Source organism: Limibacter armeniacum, assembly GCF_036880985.1.
In the GTDB taxonomy this organism is placed as follows: Bacteria; Bacteroidota; Bacteroidia; order Cytophagales; family Flammeovirgaceae; genus Limibacter; species Limibacter armeniacum.
The window spans coordinates 955,870-973,030 of the sequence record NZ_JBAJNO010000008.1 but is presented as its reverse complement, the minus strand read 5'-3'; the positions used below and the strand labels follow the sequence as shown (position 1 = coordinate 973,030).

14 protein-coding genes are annotated in these 17,161 nt (G+C 42.5%); all 14 read right to left on the bottom strand.

Annotation, left to right across the window (positions count from 1 at the left end):
- Positions 1–222: 222 nt before the first annotated feature.
- A complete protein-coding gene (locus tag V6R21_RS09870) occupies positions 223–1,008 on the bottom strand; it encodes a YoaK family protein (RefSeq protein ID WP_334243237.1) in 786 nt (261 codons plus the stop codon).
- A complete protein-coding gene (locus tag V6R21_RS09865) occupies positions 992–1,474 on the bottom strand; it encodes a hypothetical protein (protein ID WP_334243235.1) in 483 nt (160 codons plus the stop codon). Before V6R21_RS09865 ends, V6R21_RS09870 begins: the two co-directional genes overlap by 17 nt.
- An 11-nt stretch (positions 1,475–1,485) precedes the next feature.
- A complete protein-coding gene (locus V6R21_RS09860; protein ID WP_334243233.1) occupies positions 1,486–1,974 on the bottom strand; it encodes a universal stress protein in 489 nt (162 codons plus the stop codon).
- 101 nt (positions 1,975–2,075) lie between these two features.
- Positions 2,076–3,449, bottom strand: a complete 1,374-nt coding sequence (locus V6R21_RS09855) for a HAMP domain-containing sensor histidine kinase (RefSeq protein WP_334243231.1) — start codon at positions 3,447–3,449, stop codon at positions 2,076–2,078.
- The gene (locus tag V6R21_RS09850) at positions 3,446–4,138 is read right to left on the bottom strand and encodes a response regulator transcription factor (RefSeq protein ID WP_334243229.1); all 693 of its coding nucleotides are present in this window, start codon (positions 4,136–4,138) and stop codon (positions 3,446–3,448) included. The genes V6R21_RS09855 and V6R21_RS09850 overlap by 4 nt, the downstream gene beginning before the upstream one ends.
- 176 nt (positions 4,139–4,314) lie before the next feature.
- Positions 4,315–5,535 (bottom strand): efflux RND transporter periplasmic adaptor subunit, encoded by a 1,221-nt coding sequence (locus tag V6R21_RS09845; RefSeq protein ID WP_334243227.1) that lies wholly within the window; start codon positions 5,533–5,535, stop codon positions 4,315–4,317.
- An 11-nt stretch (positions 5,536–5,546) separates the two neighbouring features.
- A complete protein-coding gene (locus V6R21_RS09840) occupies positions 5,547–9,917 on the bottom strand; it encodes a CusA/CzcA family heavy metal efflux RND transporter (protein WP_334243225.1) in 4,371 nt (1,456 codons plus the stop codon).
- A gap of 161 nt (positions 9,918–10,078) precedes the next feature.
- Entirely contained in the window at positions 10,079–10,612 is a 534-nt protein-coding gene (locus tag V6R21_RS09835) for a hypothetical protein (protein WP_334243223.1), read from the bottom strand.
- Positions 10,613–10,787: 175 nt separating this feature from the next.
- Positions 10,788–11,633 carry an STM4011 family radical SAM protein gene (locus tag V6R21_RS09830; protein WP_334243221.1) on the bottom strand — a complete coding sequence of 282 codons (846 nt, stop codon included), beginning with the start codon at positions 11,631–11,633 and terminating at the stop codon, positions 10,788–10,790.
- Positions 11,634–11,647: 14 nt separating this feature from the next.
- Complete coding sequence (locus V6R21_RS09825) at positions 11,648–12,970, bottom strand: STM4012 family radical SAM protein (protein WP_334243218.1); 1,323 nt, start codon at positions 12,968–12,970, stop codon at positions 11,648–11,650.
- A gap of 10 nt (positions 12,971–12,980) precedes the next feature.
- Complete coding sequence (locus V6R21_RS09820; RefSeq protein ID WP_334243216.1) at positions 12,981–13,781, bottom strand: STM4013/SEN3800 family hydrolase; 801 nt, start codon at positions 13,779–13,781, stop codon at positions 12,981–12,983.
- Positions 13,782–14,060: 279 nt separating this feature from the next.
- A complete protein-coding gene (locus V6R21_RS09815) occupies positions 14,061–14,684 on the bottom strand; it encodes an HAD family hydrolase (protein WP_334243214.1) in 624 nt (207 codons plus the stop codon).
- On the bottom strand, positions 14,674–15,807 hold the full coding sequence (locus V6R21_RS09810) for an STM4014 family protein (RefSeq protein WP_334243212.1): 1,134 nt from the start codon (positions 15,805–15,807) through the stop codon (positions 14,674–14,676). The genes V6R21_RS09815 and V6R21_RS09810 overlap by 11 nt, the downstream gene beginning before the upstream one ends.
- Positions 15,808–15,817: 10 nt before the next feature.
- On the bottom strand, positions 15,818–16,717 hold the full coding sequence (locus V6R21_RS09805) for an STM4015 family protein (RefSeq protein WP_334243210.1): 900 nt from the start codon (positions 16,715–16,717) through the stop codon (positions 15,818–15,820).
- Positions 16,718–17,161 lie beyond the last annotated feature (444 nt).

Below are 17,161 nucleotides of genomic sequence, written 5' to 3'. Positions count from 1 at the left end.
TGTTTAAATATGTACGCTCCTCAAAAAGTTAAACCTACTGATATTCTGTAATTACATCAATAACCTGCTTTAGATAAATTGGCTACACTAAACGGTTAAAACTGTTGAAAAGACAAAAACCTGCCACAATGTAGCAGGTATTTTATTTTGCTAAAATCATATTAGCGATCTCAACATGTGTAGAATTGAATGTGAATATCTATTGGCTCTCAAATGTTTACACTAAATATTTCCTTTTTGTGCTTCGAGTGTAGCACCGGTAAGCTGTTCATGGACAAGTCCGGCGCTTGAGCCTTTACCTTTAGTGACCTTCAGGTGGTAATAATCATAGAACATGACGATGCACAGCACAAAACATACGACGAAAAACGCCATGCTGTTTAACTCATAATAGATCACCCCTGAGATAATCCCTCCTGTCATATACGATACCATAATGCAGAGCAGCAATCGCGCTTTGTCAAGCAAAGCCTTATCTGACCTAAACTCTTTCTTGGTAAACATCGAAAAGAGGATTCCTAAATCTGTGGTAAGCCCTGTCAGGTGAGTGGTTTTTACTGCCGAATTGGAAATGCTTGCAGTCAAGCCATTCTGTAATCCCATTGCAAATAGTAGTATCGCTACTAGTGTTTCGGTTTCCTGAAGCGTCTCCGAATAATAAAACTGCATGTACAAACCGACTCCTAACAGGCAAAGTATCTCTACTGCCAAAGGCAACGCATGTGCCTTATACCTATCTTCCTGTTTATTATTGTGAATAATCATCAGGTTAGAGGCAAAGTTCCCCAAGAAGAAAAGGGAGATCCAGACAAACACAATTGCCGCCTGATACCAATTCCCTTTTGCGATTTCCTGTGCCAAAATCGCATAGTGCCCCGTCACGTTGGAGGTAAAAGCAAAAAATGCGATCACGGAGATCACATTGACCATACCTGCCGAAAATGCTGTCAGGGAACCTAGTTTTATATTGTCTGAAAGCGACCTAAAGCTGCTATATTTTCTGAGCATATTGTTGTTCTGAGATTTTCTTGAATGTCAATTTTACAATGCCACGCACCCGCAAATCAAAATTGAAGTGAATGACCAAATTGTCTTCTGAAATTTCCTGAACCTGATATCCTTCCAATCGACTGTCCTGATGCTTCAGCTCAAGGATATGTCCCCTGCCTTTGACATTCCAATCCAGTACTTCACTGAAACCACTTTCCTTGTTATGCAGGTGTAGCTTATTACTTGGTGCAAATTCCCATATTTCTGATTGGTGAATTACCAGCTGATTACAGATTTCGTTAATCTGGGCTTCATTCAGTTCAAATTCAGCACCATTATGCTTGTCTACTTTTTCGTACTCCCAAGAGACTTCCTGCCACTTGCCAACCAGTAACTCCTGTGAGCTTTCTCCCGATAGCAATACACTACCAAACGATACCGCTAACAGTACAAACAAGACATAAGTGATATATATAAACTTCATAGTTAAGCTGTTTACTGAAACAGGTCAGAAACCTGATTGACCCTGTTTGGGATAAATACCAAGCTTTTGGGTAACGGAATCATCACCGTCGTATGCCTGCACTTCCTTAGGATAGGCACCAGATCAATACTATCCGTTGTAGTTGGTTTCATCTCCATATTCTCAGGCAGGTAGACTTCATCGATCTTGTTACCTTCCAAATAGTTGTTCAAGTAAGAAGCATGATTACTGGACAGTATATCCACATACATGGCATGGATACGTGTATCATACTTGCTTTTGATCAGCTTGCATGCTTCCGTAAACTCCTTATTGGATAACTTTTCTATCAGCCTACTCTTAGAGAAAAATAATAAGTCTGTAATTGAACTTGGAAGGTAAGCGTGCGCCAAGACGATCTCCAGCTGCGGTGCTGACGAATGCTCGATCGCTTCACGAACAAGATTAAGTGATTTTACCGTAAAGTCTGTCGGGACTAATATTTTCTCTACCTGTTTCATAATCATCATATTTGAAAACAAAAGTAGAGTTGAGAGATTACAGACAGCTTATAACCAGATTAGAATCACATTAGAGTGTCTTGTTTCACATTAGAATGACATTAGAGCGAGTAGCCACCAATTGGCAGGTTGACTTGAACAGTGGTTCCTTTCTCCAATACTGAGTTGACAATAAGCCTCCCATCATGCATCTGTATAATGTTACGACTCAAAGGCAAACCAATACCATACCCTTCAAAGTCCCCTGTGTTTGAAGCCCTGAAGTAAGGATCGTAAATATACTGCATCTCATCCTCTGGAATACCGATGCCTGTATCCCGAACCACAATGATAACATCCTTATCAGATGCTGCCAATCCGACCTGTACCTGATTAGCTTCCGAATACTTGCACCCATTGATAATAATATTGGAAAGGGCTAAATGAAGCAATTGTTCGTTGCCTTTCACCTTCAGCTTTTCTGGGCTTTCAGGCAACAGGCTATAATCTATCTTGATCTGATAGTTGGCATTGATGTTATGTACCGTCTCCTTTATATCCAAGATCAGTTGGTCAATGCGTACCTTATCAAACTTCTGAGCCTTCCCGTTATATCCCGTCTGTGCCAAAAACAAGAGTGCCTTGGTCTTTTTGTCCAGCATTTCAGCTTCTTCCAATATTTTACTGATTGACGTCTTGTACTCTTCTCCGTCCCTTGGTTTAGAAAGCGCCAACTCAGCCTCACCTATGATACTCGTAAGTGGTGTGTTCAACTCATGGGAAGCATTACTGATAAAGTTTTTCTGTGTCTCAAAGGAAGTCTCTAACCTGTTAAGCATATCATTGAAAGTCGATGTCAGCCCACTCAATGAGTCATTGTTGTCTGATGTTTTTAGCCTAAGGTGTAAATTTTCAGAGCTGATTTCCTTTACCTCAGAAATGATATTGTTGACAGGTCTTGTCAGTGTTCTTGAAATCAAGATTGAAATAATGACCAGAATCAGGATGGCAAACATCAGCGAGGTCAGGATGAGGTTACGCAAGTACGCAATGTGGTGCGCATAGAAGTAGTTATCAGCCCCAACAATCACCAGATACTTAGCACCAAGTGTTGTCTCATACAAAATACCGGAGTAAAACTTATTGCCTTTGCTGTATTTGGCAGCCTGATCTTCTATCAGATCCTGAATAAAATGCTTTGGCAATTCTCCCTGATAGGCTGCCGCCTCGGCTTTTCCATCTACCACTCGAAACATGTACTCCTTCTGGCTTGGCAGCTTCTCAAGAAAATCGTCATGCACTTCCCTTATACTGCTTACATCGTTGCTATTATCCAGCTTGATCTTGGCTATACTCGCTGCCCGAATTTCCAATCGCTTATAAAAATCGGTAAACGCATAGTTTGAGATGGAATAATAGATAAAGCCACTGAACAACAGTGTATAGGTAAAAAAGATACCTAACAGTAGTAATATGATCTTGTTATGAATTTTCATTCTGCCTCCTTTAGTACATATCCCATTCCTATAACCGTATGAATCAGCTTACCGTCACCACATTTGTCCAGTTTTTTCCGAAGGTAATTCACATATACATCCACGACATTGGTACCAATATCAAAATTGATTCCCCAGACCTCATCAAGCAAGTCTGTACGAGACAGCACCTTCCTTGGATTTTTCATAAACATCAGCAGCAACCTGTACTCTGTAGAAGTCAAAGACATCTCCTGACCATTTCGTCTAACCGTCTTGGTCTCGTCATCCATTTCCACTCCTGAAAAGCGATACAGGTGATCTGACTCACTCTTGACACTAATGGACTTTCTTCTAAGCAATGCCCTGACTCTTGCCTTAAGCTCAATCAACTTAAATGGCTTAGACAAATAATCATCCGCGCCACTGTCCAGTCCTAACACAATATTTTCGGCACTTCCTAAAGCCGTCAGCATCATGATCGGAACATCGGCATGCCCTTCTGTTTTGATTTTTCTGCAAACTTCCAAGCCACTCATCTTTGGCAATAGGATGTCCAGAAGAATCAGGTCTACTGACTTTTCACGAAGCAACTCCATGCCTGCCAAACCATCCAAAGTATGGTACACCATATAGTCCTCCTCCTCAAGTCCTTTCTTGATCAGGTCAGCCAAACGTTGCTCGTCTTCTATAATTAAGATTGTATTCATATCCCTTCCAATTCAAAAAATACAATTTACGCAAAAAATGAGGGGAGTCCTTACTAGGGGGGATTAGAATGGCATTAGAAAAAATTCCTGTTTATTAATATCTCATAAATGATCTCCTACGCTTTTAAAAAAGCCAGAGATCACCTGTTTATGGCAATCCCTGACTTTTGAAAAACTTAGTGACTATGCTCTGTCTCTCCTTTCTTCATTTCAGCCAAAAGGTAATAGGCATTGTTCCATGCCACCTTTGCTGTTTCTTCCAGTGGCGCTAACAGCTTGACTTCTATCCACCCATCGCTTTGGGTTCCTGTAACCACCTCAACAGGTTCAAACGCCCACTCTTGCTGTCCATTTTCTTCTTCCTGTTTTGCCTTGAATATATAGTACTTGTCACCCTGCCTGACCACACCGCCCTCAGGTAAAGCCAAGCGTGCTGTATCATCGGTCATGATTCTACCCCTAACATACATTCCAGGTAACAGCAGTCCTTCCTTGTTCTCAATCTCGGCATGAAGGTGAATGGCTTTTGGTCCTTCCTCAAAAGATTTCCCTACGGCATATATCTTGGCTTCAAGCTCCTTATCAGGCAACGAAACAACGGTAAACTTCACTTGTTGCCCCTTCTTCACTTTGTACATATCCTTTTCGTATACCATCAAGTCTGCATGGATATGGTCGATATTGACTATCTCAAACATCTCTGTCTGCGGCTGTACAAACTGTCCTGTCTTGACTTCCACCAAACGGATATAACCGTCAATCGGGCTTCTCACCGGAACCTGTTCATAAATCTTTCCTTGCTGTATCCTGCTAACAGATAAGGCGAGCAACTTCAGTTGTGACTCCAGTCCTTGTACATTCCCTTTTAGCGAAAGAAAGTCAGCCTGTGCCTTTTGAAGTTCCTTGCCTGAACCTACTTTTTCCTCATACAGCTTTTGCTGTCTCTTCAGCTCTTTCTCCCAATACTGGAGTTGGTTCCAGTTATTGAGATAGTCTGTCTGAAGCCTGATCAAGTCAGGGTGACTCAAGTAAGCCAATACTTGTCCCTTTTTCACCTCATCTCCTTCTATCACTTTAATGGATTGAACATTTGCACCGATGATAGCCGTAATGGAAGCCTCATTCTGAGGTGGCACTTCCAACTGACCGTTTGCCTCTACATAAGAGGAGATATTTCTGAACGGTAGCGTATCCACTTTCATGGACAAGGACTGAAACTGTTGCGCTGAAAAATGGACTTCATCCTGATGTTCTTGGTGTCCTGCCTCTTCATGTTGCAACGAGGCTTCGGATGCTTCATGATCGTGGTCATGATCCTCTCCTGTTTGACTGTTACAAGCTAGCGTCAACAAACTGACTAGCCACAGTAGGTTATATATTCTCATGTATGATTTCATAATTCCTAATATTATTGTCCGATCAGGTATTCAAGCTGAATAGCTGCCTGATTACTGTCGTTTAAGGTCTTGAGATAATTGAATTTGAGCACCAAAGCGTAGTTGATGTTCTGGAAGTATTCGATATAGCCAATCGCACCATGCTCAAAGCTTTTTTGTGCATTGTCAATGATTCGCTCTGATTGTGGAAGGGCTTGTCCCTTGTAGTATTTCAGGCTTTCCTGATATTTGGCGACCTCCGACATCTGCTGTTCATACTGTCCTTTCAAAACATTCCGGTAATAGTCTGTCTGTACTTCTGCCATCTGTGTTTTCAGTTTAGCAGCATTTACACCAGACTTGTAAGAGCCAAAAAACAATGGGATAGATATCCCTGCCTGCACACTGTTGAACCTATCTGAGCCTCCTGCAACATTTCCATCTGCCGTAGGTGTACCAATCAATGACTGGTTATAATACCCGATGGAAAGGTCAGGCAGCAGCTTGGAAGACTCCACTGATTTCTCAGCAGCTGCAATCTGGACTTGCTGCTCTGCATATACCAAAGAAGGGTTTTCTGAAACCGCACGGCTGATCAACCCCTGATCTAACTTGATTTCCTTCAAGGTATCCGGACGGAAATGAAGCCCTTCCATATCATTCAACAACACCTGTAATTGCCTTTCCTGAATGGCAATATCAGCAGCTACCACCTTCTCCATATTCTGGATTTCCATCACGCTCGTTTCTGCTGCTGACTTTTCGAGGTAATTAGTCGCTTCTGTCTCATACCGCACTGTAGCGGCATGCAAAAACCTATTGTAAAGTGAGTCCTGATACAATAAGAGCCTTTGCCTTTCATACAGGTAAGCCAACTGATACCAATGCTGTCGAATGTCTCGCTTCAAGGTATTAGCCTGAACTGCCAACTGCTTACGACTGCCCTCGGTATTGGCTTCTGCGAGTTTCCGTTGTTTCGAGTAAACCGTCGGGAATGCAAAGTTTTGGGAAACACTGAATGCAAAGTCATTCTCAAAACTATTGTACTGTCCATACTGAACTCCGATATCTGTTTTCTTAGGGTTGAAAGCTGCCTTTTCTCGTTCTTCCTGCACCTTCACCTGTATTTCCGCTACCCGAACATCTCCATTATTGGCTAATCCCAAACTAATGGCTTCGTCAACTGTATTCACTACCCTAGGCTGTACTTCTTGCGCATTCGCCTTTCCAGCAGGAAAAATGATATAACTTCCCACCAACAGTATCACCGCTGTCGTTTTAGGTAGACTGATGGCTGTATCTCTGGACTCCATCCACTGATAAAGTATCGGCAATACAAATAAGGTGAGCATTGTTGCGGAAAGCATTCCACCAATTACTACCGTTGCTAAAGGCTGTTGTACCTCAGCCCCAGCTGAAGTAGAGATTGCCATCGGCAAAAAGCCCAGTACGTCTGTCAAGGCTGTCAACAAAATAGGTCTTATCCTTCTTCTGCCCCCCAAACGTATTCTTTCATTGAGATCGGTCACCCCTTCTTCCTTCAACTCATTCCAGCTGCTAATCAGTACCAATCCATTCAGTACAGCCACACCAAAAAGCACGATAAAGCCTACACCCGCCGAAATACTGAAAGGCATTCCCCTTAACCAAAGGGAGAAAACACCACCGATGGCGGCCATTGGCACAGCGATATAAATCATGGCTGTTTGCTTTAGGGATTTCAAGGCAAAGAATATCAGGATAAAGATCAGTCCTAGCGCAATAGGCACAACCACCTGTAACCTTTTACTTGCCCGTTCAAGGTTCTCAAACGCACCTCCATAACGGATATAGTAACCCGGTGGCAAGACCAACTTTTCATCCAGTTTCTGTTGAATTTCCGTCACCAACGATTTGATATCACGTCCTCTAACGTTAATCCCGACATAGGTTCTTCTATTGGTATTGTCTCTACTGATCTGCATTGGACCAGGTTGATAACTGATATCCGCTACTTCCTTCAGCGGAATCTGTGCCCCATCAGGTCTGTTGACGTAAAGGTTTTTCAGGTTGTCGATGCTTTGGCGATAACGCTCATTTAACCTTACCACCAAATCAAAACGTTTTTCCCCTTCGAAAATGACTCCTGCTTTTCCTCCAGCAAAAGCCGTTTCTATAACTGTATTCAGGTCTTCGACATTCAATCCATATTGAGCCAACTTGTGCCTATTGTACCGGACAGTCATTTGGGGTAAGCCTGTGGTAGCCTCCACCCGCATATCACCGATCCCGTTGGTACCGGCAATTATCTTGGAAACCTCCTCTGCCTTACTTGCCAGCATATTGATATCCTCCCCATACAGTTTGATCGCGATATCTTCTCTTACCCCTTCAAGCAACTCATTGAAACGCATTTCGATAGGCTGTGTAAATTCGTAGTTTACACCAGGGACCTGCTCCAACTTTTCTTTCATCAACTCCAAAAGCTCGTCCTTACTACTTGCCGACACCCATTCGGATTTTGGCTTCATAATGACAATCACATCAGCAATGTCCATCGGCATAGGGTCAGTAGGCACCTCTGCCACTCCTATCCTACTGACAATTTTCTCCACTTCAGGAAAATTCTCCTTAACCAGTTTCTCAATTTTGGTTGTTGTCTCGATAGTTTCTGTCAGTGAACTTCCCGGCGTTAGAATGGCATGAAATGCAATATCCCCTTCATCTAGTTGAGGGATAAACTCCCCTCCCATTCGGAAAAAGGAAAAGACCGACAACCCTAACAATAGGACTGCTATTCCTACCACCCATTTGGCATTTGCAAGCGCCTTACCCAAAGCTGGTTCATAGATACGCTCCAACCAATTCACAAAACGATCACCCCAATATGTTTTTTCTGTTTGACCAATCCTGATAAATAAGGCTGACATCATTGGTACATATGTCAGGCAAAGCAGCATCACTCCAAGCATGGCAAACATAAAGGTAAGCGCCATTGGTTGGAACATCTTCCCTTCTACACCTTGCAGTGCAAGAATAGGAATAAACACAATCAGCACGATCAGCTGCCCAAAGAATGCTGCGTTCATCATCTTACTTGATGCTTCAAAAGCTGTTTCATCCCTGAGTGCAGCCGTCAAAGGCTTTTTCTTCAACACTTTATTGTGCAACAGAAATACAGTCCCCTCGACGATAATCACAGCACCATCCACGATAATACCAAAGTCGATAGCCCCCAAACTCATCAGGTTTGCCCATACATCAAAGACGTGCATCATGATAAAGGCAAACAGCAAAGACAAAGGAATAGTAGAAGCGACAATCAAACCTCCACGCCAGTTTCCCAACAGAAAAACCAAGACAAAGATCACAATCAAGGCACCCTCCATCAGGTTACTGCTCACAGTATCCGTAGTTTGGGCAATCAGCTTACTTCTGTCAAGCAACGGTTCAATAACTACCCCTTCAGGCAAAGACTCCTGAATTTCATCCATGCGTTGCTTTACTCTTTCAATCACGTCATTGGAGTTAGCCCCCTTCAGCATCATAACCAGTCCGCCTACCACTTCACCTTCTCCATCCTGCGTAAGTGCTCCATAGCGAATAGCCGAACCGTAACGTACCTGTGCTACATCTCCCACACGTATTGGCAAGCCATTCACATTGTCTACCACGATATTTCTGATATCATCAAGGCTTCGAGCCAACCCTTCACCCCTTATAAAATTGGCGTAATGATCCTTTTCAATATAAGCTCCGCCTGTATTCTGGTTATTGCTTTCCAAGGCATTGAAAATGTCGGAAATAGTGAGTCCGATCGCCTTCAGCTCATCAGGGGATACAGCTACCTCATACTGCTTGATACTGCCACCAATCGCATTAATTTCCACAACACCCGACACCATTGACATCTGCCTACGTACAATCCAATCCTGCATGGTTCGCAGGTCAGTAGCAGTATATTGTCCCTTATGGGCATCATCTACTTTCAATGTATATTGGTAGATTTCACCTAGTCCTGTTGAGATAGGGCCCATAGAAGGCACACCAAATCCTTGAGGGATTTCCTCCTTGACTTCGGTTAACTTTTCCGATACCAATTGACGGGGTAAATAAGTCCCCATTTCGTCTTCAAAAACAATTGTGACTACTGATAGTCCGAATCGGGAAATAGAGCGAATTTCCACTACACCTGGAAGGTTTGCCATCGCAACTTCTACAGGGTAAGTCACGAACTGCTCAATGTCTTCTGTTCCCAGATTAGGTGCCTGTGTAATCACCTGTACTTGGTTATTGGTAATATCTGGCACCGCATCCAGCGGTACCTTGGTCATACTCCAAATCCCACCAACGATCAGGGTAAGCGTCAGCAGTCCCACAATCAATTTGTTATGGATGGAGAATGATATAATCTGATTAATCATAATTAGCCAGTTTCTTGTTGAGACAATAAAAAATGTCACCTCAGGACAGGATACTCCAATACCATAAGCTACCTCAAACCTTCAGGACAAGCATATAATGCCCCTGAAAAATGAGTACTCAGTATTGAAAACCTACCTGATAAAATGTGACGATAGCTGATTTAACAAGAAATGACGGGAGGTCCCCGTAGGGAAATGGAATCAAGTGGAGGGGAAAGGTAAAGCAGTGAAACATCTTCACAAGTATATGCTGCTGAAGCACTACTTGACGTTGTAAGGTAGAAGACAAAAAGCAGGATGGTCGCCAACTTTTCTTTGACATCCAGCTTCAGCTTACCATCCAGTTTAGAGAAGACATAGTGAACAATATTGCAGTCATCTGCTGCATGCTCCATCTCACTAAGTACACATATCATTAGATCATACAAGTCAGTATCAAAGTGCCCTTCATGCTCAATCTGGGCTTGGGCTTGTAACTGATTCGCTACCTTTGGTTCCTTCTTCTCATGGACATGGTGTTCCTTATGGTGTTGGTATCCACCCAACTCACCCATGACCAACTCCTGACAATGGGGTATCAGGAAGTCCAAAAAGCTGAAGGCATAAATCAGCAGCAGTATAAACGATATGTTTGCTCTACGATTCACTATTTGCAAATATACACCTTTTTCCATGCGACGAATTTGCAAAGCCATGTTCAACTCATCAACAGATCTTAATATCTACCTAACTGCTCCTCTTATTTGATACAAATGTTTCTCGGTTATACATGGATTTGTATACAAATAAGGCCGCTCCCCTAAAGAAGGAGCGACCAGATAGCGTTTAAGAAAAGCCTTATTAAAACTAGGTTAAATGATCGATATGCAATCAAATAGCAATCCGTTCCAAGATTTTTCCTTGATACACATTGTCAAGTCCCAGTTTATCCATATTGATATAGCCAATATAACAGCCACAAGTATCATTGCTGCAAGGGGTTCTTTTAACCATCTCCTCCAGTGGAGTCTCGTAGATATTCCCCAACTTGTTTTTGATAAAATGGCATCTTGTCACTGCTCCATCCCCATCAATTGAAAAGGAAGAATATCCTGCCCTGCAAGCCTCTCCGTAACTTGGGTGCCTGACTGCATTGAAATGAAAATGAGGATCAATCTTATTCAAGAAATTCAGGTCTTCTTCAGTATAATAACCTTCCTCCCTTTTGTAGGCATTTACCCAAAGGTAAACGTGGGGAGCAAGCCGATCTCTCATCTCCTGAATCAGCTCAAAATCTTCTTTCAACCCAACCATCCCTACGCTGTAGTTAATCCCCATGCTATTGAGTTTTTCGCAACGATCCAGATAAGCCGACAGGCTTATCTGCGTTGGGTGGAAAGTGGTCCAAAGGGCAAATGCATCCGTATTGACCTCACGCATCCAATCCAAAGTGGAAGAAAGGTTGGTCTGAATCGCTACCTTATCGACCATCGGCTGGTGGCTTAAGCGAGTCATCACTTGCTGGTAATGCTTTCTGATCAGTCCCTCTCCCCAAGGGGTAAAGAGGATACCGATATTGTGTTGTTGCTGTGCATTTACCCAAGCTTCAAACTTCAGCAGTTTTTGTTCATCGTCCAGCAGTTCAGCCCTTGTATTCTTGGTTTTGGCAAACGGACAATAGCTGCACTCATAATTACAACTGGAGAGCGGTCCCCTATAAAGTATATTCCATTTCATATTGGTTCGCTTTATTAAGACAGTTCGAATTTACCCATCGCCTCTTCCACTGCTTCAGAATACAGCCAAGGGCCAATTACATCTTCCAAAGACTTACCTTCCTTATTGAGTTGCAAGTGGGTTGTACTTTCTTCCACCAGATTCAGGTCTATCAATTCCTGTAACTGAGGAAAATCCACTATTGGAAGTTCACCAAAAAGCTGTTGGTATTCCTGATATGATAAACCGGCTCCCTCACAAAGACATTTGATGACAAACCTTCTTTTCTTCTCCTCCAGATTGAGGTTAAATCCGTATTTCACGGTCTCAAAGTCAGCCTTCGTTGACTGGTTGTAATTATGTATAATCTGCTTCACCCCTTTGCTACCTACAGCATAGTCATGGCTGTAGTGCGTAAACTCTGTATAAGACCTTGCACCTGCTCCCAACCCCATCATGCCGTCTTTGTGCGTCTTGTAATCAGGGTGCATAAAATCCGGCGCTGTTTCTTTCTTGAACTGACGCATCGAGAGCTGTCTGTAACCATTCTCCATCAGGAAATCCCTTCCTTGCTGATACAGCTGAAACCTGAAATCATCCCAATCCTTGCCTTGTTTGCCAAGCCCTGTCAAAGGACGGACATAAAGCGGATAAAGGAAAATCTCTTCAGGTGCAATGTCTACCATTGTCTTCAAAGAGTATTGCCAGCTTTCCTTGGTCTGGTTTTCTGCCCCATAGATCAGGTCAAAGTTCAGTAATGGGAAATCAGCCGCTTTCAGTGCCTCAATCGCTCTCTTGACTTCATCCAGCTTTTGCGGTCTGCCCATAGCTTTCACTTCGGCTTCGATCATGCTCTGCACGCCCATACTTACCCTGAACATGCCTCTTTCCTTCAGTAACGCAATCTTGTCGTCTGTAATGGTCTTGGGAGATACCTCAATAGCAGAATTGGTTTGTCTGGTATCCACGTTCAACAAGGTCTTTGTCCTGTCAAAAAGCAATGTCAACTCCTCAGCTGAGAGGTAAGTAGGAGTTCCTCCACCAAGTGCGAAATTGGAGAAGTTAAAGTCATCACCCAATGCCTCCCTGCTTGCTTCCATCTGACTGAAAAGAGCTGTCAGGAAAGGATTCTGGATCTCAGCTTTTGGATTGGCTACAGTAAACAGGTTACAGAACCCGCACCTCATTTCGCAGAAAGGAATATGAACATAAAGAAACAAGTTTCTCTTAAGCTCATCTTTCCAAAGCGCTTTCAAGGATTTAGGTGTTGCGAAAGGTCTGTAAGCCATCTTATGCGGATACGAATAAGCATACCCATTGTAATAAGCGCGGTCTTCAATCAGTTCTTTAAGTCTCACTTGGTTGTCTTTAGTCGTTTAAAATCTCAGCATATGGCACAGTCCACACCACCTCATGTGCCAGACGGTGTCCCTCATAGCCATCTTCTCCATAAGCCGTTCCATGGTCTCCCATCATTAGCCAGCAGGAAGGTCCCAGTTCCTTTACAGCCTCCATCAGGATAGGTAACTGGCTGTCTACATACTTCAACGCTGCTGCATGGGATTCAATCGAATCTTTTTCAGCGCCTTCCAGATAGAAGCAATTTGGCTGATGAATAGCTGAAACATTGATAAACAGAAATACATTCTTGTGCCTCTCTTCCTGAGCAGGGCTGAGTAATATGTCTCTTGCTTTTTCAAACTGGTTCTTGGTTGAGTGAATAGCTGTCACCCCTAGTTCAGGACTCCAATGGCTCTGCATAAACAGGGAAGGGAATACATTGCTGAGTGGTGTCTGCCGATTAAAAAATCCCACCCCTCCAATGCATGCCGTCCTGTATCCTTCTTCCTGAAGTCCCTCAATAATGGTTGGTGAGTCAAATAGAAACGTTTCATCCGTAGAGGTTTCGCTCCCGGCAAACCGTGTTGCAAAAAGTCTAGGCGCTTTGGGAGATGAAACAGGTGTAGGAAAAAAGCCTGCAAAAAATGCATGATGTGCCGCATAGGTAAAGCTTCCTGGTGTATGCCTTTTCTCCCATCCATTGGGCAAAAGCTTTTTAAAATTGGGCGTTTCTCCAGACTCCCATAGCCGTTGAGCTACATCATAACGCAGGGTATCCAGCGTAAGCATGATGATATTTCTTTTCCCTACAATCTCGTTTGCATTCATCTCAATGGTATTTATCTTCTTTGGTTTCTATACTCAATTACGCTCTTTCCACTAAATAACGGTGACAGCCTCACTGTGTTCTATTTATTACTCCGTGATCTTTTAATGAAATCGCCTTTCAGGTTTTCTCAAAACGAAGCTCATATCAAAAAGTAAAATTTGTTTGAATTGAATATAATACAAATATGATCGAGCAAACCGTAAACGAAGTATGGTATGAATTTTTTAGAAAAAATTTAATTACAACTAACCATTAATTATATACAGGTAACTCTGCAGTCAAATCAGGGTTGCCTCTACCTTCTGACGTAACTGCTGTGCTCCCTGTCGGTACTCAAAATGACAGGTACTCCAACCTGCTTTCTCGCCTCCTTCAATATCATTTTGAGGATCGTCCCCAATAATCAATAGTGCATCAGAACTGAAACCCAACTGACTTTCTACCTTTCTGAAAATTTGAAGATCAGGCTTGGCACAGCCCAAGGCTCCTGATATAAAAATGTTGTTTGAGTCAAAAAAATCACCCAAGCCTGATCGCTTCAATTTCAACTGCTGGTTCTGAACTCCTCCATTAGATAAAATGCCAACCTTGTAATAAGCTGATAACTGCTTCAAAACTGATACAATTCCTTTGCACGATGGTGCTGTATATGTGCCGACCAAATGCCCATCAAAAAATTGCATAAAAGAATCATCCAATTGATAAGTCCTTCTCAGCCAGTCAAAAAAATCCCTCCTACTTGTGAAGCCGTGGTTATCCTTTTCCAATATAGTAACCTTATGCTGTTGCCATATTTCGGGCTTTCCCCCTTCAGAAAAAGCTGCCTCCATATATTTTTCAAAGGCAAAGTCACGGTCAATAAGGGTGTTGTCAAGATCAAAAAGTATACATCTAATTGGCATTATTCTTCAGGTATCGGATTTGAGATTGATAAGTACTTTCTCCTCTCGCATTAACAATGTTAGGCAACAAATCTCCGAAGGCATTGGCCTCTATCACTTTAGGTCTATAGTGTTTTCCTGTAAGCAAAAGATCGACTCCTGCTACATGTGCCCCATCAAAGACCGTTACTGCTTTCTGTACTACCTCCTGTATTTCACACCATTTTTCAGTGCCCAAACTAAGCTTCAGGCTTTCAAGATTGCCTCGCTTGTTTCCTAGATGAAGATTTGTCATGGGCTGTTTGCTGGAACGCATCACAGCATGTTCCACTTCCTGGTTGATATACACCAAACGCAAGTCAAACGTATCCCCTTCAAATTCTTTTTTGGGCACCCACCTTTCTGCCAGCAGGTATTGTTTCGCCAAAGTATCGATCAGTATCCTGATCTCCTGATGGTTGGTGTACCTTTTCAGCTTCAGTGAATTATACACTTTAGGTTTCCCATTTTCCACTACTAGTGTAGCCGAAGAAATCAGTAATTCCTTTTCGCCTTTGCATTGGTAAGCCATTACTCCGGAAGCAGAAGAAGCGTGTGCCAGCTTTAGGAACAACCGTTTAAAACCAGTATCACTGATCAGGTTCCTTAAGTCTTCATAGTTTTCAATTACCCCTAAATAAGGCACTTTTGGAATCCCGTTTTTTTCCAGCAACTGGTGTGTCTGAACCTTATCAGCCATCTGCAAGATTGCTCTTGGTGTATTCAGCAAATGAATATGCTGCTGCTCAGCCACTTTTTCAATTTGCCTCAAAAACTTTTGCAGTCCCAAGTACCACTGTCTGGAATGTTGGATAAGTCCCATGTCAAATGGTAATGACAATGCTTCCGCTTTACTGATGGGGTTTTGGACAATCCTATCTTCCTCCTCGGCTCCCCAAGCAAGGATTTGTTGGAACACTTCGTGGTTTTCACCCGATGATTCAATCTTGAGGCAATCAACTCCTGCCAAAAGCTCTGGTAAACGGTCAGGGTGTTCCAATACTTCCAGAAAAGAAAGAACACCGCAGTGTTCTTTCTCTCCAAAGGACTGTGCAAATTGCTGAACTCTTCTGTTTTCGGGGTTTCCGAGAATGGCAATTTTCATAAGTCCAATACTATTCACTTACATCCACATAGTAATATACCTCACCGTGATATTCATCAGGAGATTTCTGTCCACCACTGATAAGCTCTAGGTTAGGCCATTTTTGGGCAATCTTCTGAATCATATCAGCAGAAAGGTAATTGCTGGAAACATCCAGTTTTTTCAGGTGATCCAACTTACTGTTCAGCAAGTATTCAGCACCTTCATCCTTCATGATACCCATTGAAACGTCAAGTGTATGCAGTTGCTCCAGTACAGGCGCATCTGCCAATTCCTTGGCAATGTCATCAGCAATTTCACTGTTCTTCAGACCTAACACTCTCAGTTCTGGGAACAGGTCTCCTTTCAACAGAGGGCGCACTTGCACTGCCTCAATGTCAGCACCGTAATTACTGTCTCCAGTCCAAATTTCCAATACTTGCAGCTTTGGTAAAGATGACTGAAGTACCTGATCAAATGTTTCACTTCCCAAACCACCCGTCTGGATAATCAGTGTTTCAAGGTTATCATGTTTCAGGTCTGTAAACATCAATCCGTTACTACCCTTTACGATAAAGTGTTTCAGGTTAGGGAAAGCCACTAGTACTGGTCCCATATCTTCCTGCTCAATCCAAGAAATCTCAGCTTCATCCTGATCTACATCAGCCATAAACAGCGTTTCAAGACCTTGAAGCTTGTCCTTGTTTTCAAGAAGCTGATCAACAACTTCGTTAAACACTTCCGCGACCTCATCAAACCACTGACCAATATGCAGCTGACGAACCTCACCAACTTTCGGGTCATTCAGGAAAGCATCAAATACTTCTGAAAATGGCTTTTCAGAATCGAAATCAACGGATACTTTTTGGGGTTGTGTTGGGTTTTCAATCCCTTTTGCAGGATCAAACAAAGCGACATTTTTGAAGTCCATACTAAAAATTTTAAATACTGGTGAATGTTTATGATTGTGATACAAATTTGAAACCGCAGAACGTAAAAGAAGTACGGTCTAATTTTTTTAGTAAAAATTTCTTCTAAAAAATAAACTGCCATCCATCAATTATACATTTCAATCTAACTGAAACATATCGCTGACACAGTTTCACTTGAGTATATATCAAAAGGCTTCCACCTGTGTCTCCCCTCAATTATTCATTTTTAAAAAATTGGAAAAACACAGCTATCTCTATCAAAATACATATTTACATACTTTCCTACTCCTTTTCCCTATAACGGCTAAAGCCTTTTCAAAATAAATGTGAACCCATTCTGTCTACACCTAAACCAACCCCGATCATAACGACTTCACTCCCTATAAGCTTACAGCGATTTTAACAGATAAACAGAAAACATTTTACTTGTTAATTAAAATTAG